The sequence below is a fragment of the Kordia sp. genome (genome assembly GCF_045105435.1).
Lineage (GTDB): Bacteria > Bacteroidota > Bacteroidia > Flavobacteriales > Flavobacteriaceae > Kordia.
The window spans coordinates 1-6,049 of the sequence record NZ_JBGCDL010000128.1; the positions used below are offsets into that span (position 1 = coordinate 1).

Sequence of the window (6,049 nt, forward strand, 5' to 3'; positions counted from 1 at the left end):
TATTGCCGAAATTTCCGCTGTACTTTCTCCTACACTAGAAAAATTTGAAATAAAAGGAACTGAAGAAACGATTCTGAAAGGAAAAAAAGGAACTTCTATTTATATTCCTGCAAATACGTTTCAATTTGAAGATGGAACTACGCCTACAGAAGCTATAACTCTAGAAATTAAAGAATGTTATAGTCTTACCGACATGATTTTTGAAGATTTGCAAACGACCTCAAAAGAGCAAATTCTTGAAACAAACGGAATGGTTTATTTGAATGCGGAATCAGACGGAAAAAAACTTTCTGTAAAAGATGGAAAAGCGGTTGTGATAGGATTTCCTAAGAAAAATGCTGCTAAAGAAATGGATTTATTTTACGAAGTGGAATTAAATGATAGCACGAAAACTTGGATTCCCGATTATGAATTGTTTGAGTATCAAACTAAAGCGGCAACTGATACTACAGATGTGGTTGGAGAAGCTGCTTATGGCATTGAATATCCGGTTGAAATGACCGATGATTTATATGATTATGGATATTCGCCTTTTATATGGACAGGGCAATTAGATGATTTTAAACTTAAAGGAAGTGATAAAAGCATTATTGAGTATATCAATACGCTTAAAAATATCGACAATGCAACTGCCTATTCATTTTACAAAAATGAATGGTAAACATATTTAGAATTCGATATTGATAAAAATGGTAAAATGGTCAATTTTAAACCAAGATCATTTCCTGATAAAAAGTATAGTAAAAAAGCAACTAAAATAACTCTCGAATTATTTAAATCACTTCCACCTTTTGATATAAATGATGAAGATAGGTATGCGGATTACGAACGGTATTTTTCATTAAGTATTAGATCTAATCGTACGTTAAATCAAGAGAAATTTAAACAAAAATTCAGAAATAAATATGCCAATTATACAAACACAGCTATTGAAAAAATTGACCCAAGTGCCTTAGAATTTTATATGTTTTCGGCAACAGAAATGGGTTGGATTAATTGTGATCGATTTTGGGATATTGACGAAGATGATAAAACAGATTTCATTGTCAAAACAGCCAATCCGAAAGAAACCAAAATTCAACTTATTTTTAAAGACATTAAAAGTATTATGACTGGATCTTATGAAAATGGTGCTTTTGTCTTTAAAAACATCCCAAAAGGGAAAGATATTAAAGTCATCGGAATTAGTTATGCAAACGGAAAACCAACATTATCAGTAGGAACAGCAACCACAGCTACTAAAAACTTTGAACTCACAACTTTTAAAGAGTTTTCACTTGATGAACTGGAAACTGAGTTGAATAATTTGCAATAAAAACGATAATTCCGCGAATTCTACTCGATCTTTCAATAAAAAACGATCTCCTTATAACAGTATTTTGTATCTTTAGGTGAAAATCTCCCCAAACCCTAGTTTGTAACAACTGTAATAAAGAACGATGTTTCTTTACACAAAGAAAAAATGGCTTTGCCTAGCTATTATTCTTCTCATATTACAGTCTAAAAACAAAAATATTATAGCCCAATTATTTTAAATTGAAGTTCGTATTATTTTATCAAAAGAATTAAATGAAAATATTATACAAATTAGTTTTTGGTGTATTGCTCTTATCACTGAATGTAGCGTTTGGACAAGGAGAAGGTGTAAACTGGTATTTTGGCTCTAATGCAGGTTTAGACTTTAATACTTCGCCACCTACGGCTTTGACAAATGGAGCTTTGGAAACCAACGAAGGTGTTGCTACAATTTCAAGCCAAAGTGGACAATTACTTTTTTATAGTGATGGAAGATTTGTTTGGGATAGAAATCATCAGATAACGCCAAATGGATCAGGTTTAACGGGCGATAGTTCCAGTACACAATCTGCCATTATTGTTCCCAAACCGAACGATCCTACTATTTATTATATTTTTACGGTAGTGAATGAAGCAGGATCTCAAGGACTTCGCTATTCTGAATTCGACCTTACATTAAATGGCGGAACTGGTGATGTTACAACAATGAAAAATATACCACTTTGGACACCAACTTGTGAAAAAATTACGGCAGTTCAGCATGCCAATGGAAACGATTTTTGGGTATTAAGTCACGAATGGCAAAGCAATACTTTTTTAGTATTTGAAGTAACTGATGCTGGTGTAAATGAAACTGCAATTACACAAAGTATCGGGTCCGATCATAGTGGCGGTAGCGCACAAACAATTGGTTATATGAAAGCTTCCTCTGACGGAAGTAAATTGGCATTGGCACAATGGTCTACCGACAGTTTTGTTGAATTACTTGATTTTGATGACGCTACAGGAATTATTTCCAATCCTATAAAGATAGAAAATGTCTTTTATAATGGTCCGCAAAGTGGCGCGTATGGAATTGAGTTTTCTCCAAATACCGAATTGCTATATGTTTCCGACTTAAATTTTGGTTCGGGTACTGGAAGTGCTGTACATCAGTTTGATATTACTTCTGGAAATCAGACAGATATCATAAATTCAGATGTGATTTTGTACCAAGGAAATGATATTGTTGGTGCAATTCAGTTGGCGATTGACGAAAAATTATATTTGGCAAATACGGGAGTTACATTTCTTGATGTAATTGATAATCCTAATGAAATTGGTACAGGTGCTAATTATTTGAATAGAGAAGTTGACTTGCTAGGACGACAATCACGATTTGGACTTCCAACGTTTATTCAGTCGTTTTTTGTGGGTAGTATACAGTTTGAAAATGTCTGTTTGGGCGATGAAACCGTTTTCACCCTAAATACTACCGAAGAAAATATTACCGCTATTAGTTGGGATTTTGGTGATAGCACAACTTCCAATTTGATGGATCCGACGCATACGTATGCAGCTACAGGAACGTATGTTGTTACTGTGCTTATTACTGTGGATGGTGAAGTAAGAGAAACTACGAGAGATATTACCATTTATGAAGTACCAACGGCGAGTGCTGTTTCGGATTATTTGTTGTGTGATGATATTTCTAACAATCAAATAGAAACTTTTGATCTTTCTACCAAAATAGATGAAGCGTTAGGCGGACAATCTGATGTATTGTATGATGCAGCGTTTTACACTTCTTTAGAAAATGCCGAAAATGATGAAAATAGATTGCCATTGACGTTTGATAATACGACAAATAACCAAGAAATTTTTGTGCGCGTTTTTAATTTAGCACAAGCTAATTGCCACGATGTTACAAGCTTTACACTTATTGTAAATCCGTTGCCTGTAGCAAATATGGTTGATGATCTTGATATTTGTGACGATCAAACAAATGATGGTTTTGAAGTGATCAATATGAATCAGTTTGATAGTATTGTGTTGCAAAATCAGCTTGCAGAAAATTTTGAAATTACCTATCATCTCTCACAAGAAGATGCTGATGATGATATTGGTGCATTGCCTGTAAACTTTCAAACCATAGACAATCCGCAACCAATTTTTGTACGTATTGAAGCTGCCGGAAATGCAACTTGTTTTGATACAACTGATTTTCAAATTTCCATTACACCTGCAATTATAGCGAATGAAGTTGATGGTTTGTTTGAATGTAGTTTTCTTGATGATCCAAATTCAGCAACATTTAATTTAGCTTCACAAAATGATGAAATTTTAGCTGGTCTTACCGGAACGTATGCCATAACTTATCATTTGAGTCCGCAAAATGCGATGATGAATGTGGATCCTGTGAGTAGTACGTTTACCAATACGACGAATCCGCAGCAAATTTACGTACGTATTGAAGATACTACAAATGTTACTTGTTTTGATGTCGTTGATTTTGCCGTAACCGCAATTGCAACGCCTGTTATAGAAGAAAATGAAACTTTATATTTATGTACTGACGGAATTGTAGTATTGTCTGCTGGCGTTGTCGCAGACTTTTATAATTGGTCTAACGGAGAAAGTACCGAAAGTATTATTGTAGATACTCCAGGAACGTATACCGTTGAAGTTGGAAACAGTTATACCGTTTTGGGCGAGCAGAAAAATTGTAGCAATACAAAAACGTTTACGGTCATAGAATCGGGTCCTGCAACGGGAATTGATGTTACGATTACCGATTGGACAAGATTTGAAAATACCATTGCTGTAGTTGTGCAAGGTTTGGGCGATTATGAATATTCGTTGGATGGAATTACGTATACAGATGCCAACTTCTTTGATGATTTACTTGCGGGCGAATATACCATGTATGTGAGAGATAAAAATGATTGCGGAATTGTAACGCAGCCTGTGTATTTATTGAACTACCCACGATTTTTTACGCCAAACACAGATGGATTTAATGACAATTGGCAAATTATTGCTTCCGAAAGTGACGCCACTCTTGAAATTCACGTTTTTGACCGATATGGAAAACGATTGATTACCTTGAATCCTTTGTCTAAAGGTTGGGATGGAAATTATAACGGACGTCGTATGCCTTCTGGCGATTATTGGTTTAGAGTAGAAAGACCTATGATTGGAACTATATATACAGGACATTTTACGTTGAAACGATAATTAGCGATAAAAAATAGTATTTATAGCTACTTTCTGACTTCATAAAATACGTAATTATTCGTATTGTAGATTACTCCAAAAAATCTGATTTTTGAGAAAGTAATATATTCCATTTTCATGCAAAAAAAACTCACCAATAAAGATCGGAAAAAGATAGTACAGAAATTATGGCTTATGTCGATTATAGTACTGTGTTTTATCGGTATATTTTCAGCAATTTACTTTTTTGTGCTGCGCGATTTTCACAAAGAAGATGATGGTTTTGGATATATTCCAATAGTAATGTTTGGTCTTTTTTCACTGTTTTTTATTGGAATTATTGCCTATATGATTTCAATTTTTGTAACAGATTTGAATGCTGGAATTAAAGATTGTTTTGAAGGAATTATTGAAGATAAAAGACTTGATATTAAACAAAGTACTTCAAGAGCAGGAGGATCTGGTATTAGAGGTTCTAGGGGACGGAAAACCAGCACTAAACGATATTATTATATTACTATTGATGGTATAGAACATAAGATCGATTATACAATGTATATGAATGTAAAAGTTGGTGATACTGTTTATTTTGAAATCGCACCAAAGTCACATGTTATCTTATTTTATGAAGTCCTTGAAAGCGCTCCATCTATTTCATCTGCCATTATTGAAAGATCGGAAAAAAGAAGTTATCCAGATTCAAAAGTTAGACAAGCGCCTTTGACGCAAAAGGACAAAAATACTATTCGTACGTTTTATGATACCAAAATGCGTTCTCGATTGCTTGTTGTTGGACTTTTAGGCGTCATCATTTTTGGACTGATTTATAATGGTTTGATCATCATCGTTATTTTTATGTTTCCAATTCCATTGATCGCATGTACGCAATTGTATAAAGCGATACTGCTTTATTTTAATTTTAAAAAGTCTGTTGATCACGGGCGAAAATTACTGACTAATACACAGGTAACCGACAAACTTTTTACTACCATTTCTAACAATAAAGGAAAGCATCAAAAAAACACGATAACAACATCTTATAAGGTTATGTTGGTTCCCGAAAGTATATACCAAAATATCAAAATTGGAGACGAAATTATTGTACATGAGGCATCACACTTATCTATTATTATTGGTATTACTTTAGACGATGTTTATTACGAGTTTTAATTGTTTATGTTATTAATTTTTAAGCAATTGTTCTTGAATTTGATACGTACTAAAGTTTAAGAAAATTACAATGCTAATGCCGCAATTTTAAGTACGATTAAAGATAAAATTTTGGCGGCTTCTCTCAAATGTAAAAACGATTCTATAAATTATTTTAGACAGAAAAATTTATGGGAACAAAGTATTGGTTCTAAAGTATAATATGATACTAAAAAATGTTCAATATTGAACATTTGGCAACGAAGAAAGCCCACGCTAGCGCTAGTATATACTAGTGCCGAAACACAAGCTAAAAATATACAATATCATTTTCTAACCAAAGAAACCCATGTCATCTATTTCTAAAATAGTATGATCTTCTTGATAATTTCTAGCACTTGAATATTTC

The 6,049-nt window shown here is 33.4% G+C and carries 4 protein-coding genes; all 4 read left to right on the forward strand.

All coding sequences use genetic code 11. The annotated features are described in order from the left end of the window. A partial coding sequence (locus tag AB8B65_RS06555) for a hypothetical protein (RefSeq protein WP_405300068.1) occupies positions 1-661 on the forward strand: 661 nt, incomplete at its 5' end. Positions 662-697: 36 nt separating this feature from the next. Beyond that, the gene (locus AB8B65_RS06560) at positions 698-1,315 is read left to right on the forward strand and encodes a hypothetical protein (protein ID WP_405300069.1); all 618 of its coding nucleotides are present in this window, start codon (positions 698-700) and stop codon (positions 1,313-1,315) included. A 254-nt stretch (positions 1,316-1,569) separates the two neighbouring features. After that, on the forward strand, positions 1,570-4,512 hold the full coding sequence (locus AB8B65_RS06565) for a T9SS type B sorting domain-containing protein (protein ID WP_405300070.1): 2,943 nt from the start codon (positions 1,570-1,572) through the stop codon (positions 4,510-4,512). A 174-nt stretch (positions 4,513-4,686) separates the two neighbouring features. Then, positions 4,687-5,661: a hypothetical protein gene (locus AB8B65_RS06570; protein ID WP_405300071.1), complete on the forward strand. Its 975-nt coding sequence runs from the start codon at positions 4,687-4,689 to the stop codon at positions 5,659-5,661. The last annotated feature ends 388 nt before the right edge of the window (positions 5,662-6,049 follow it).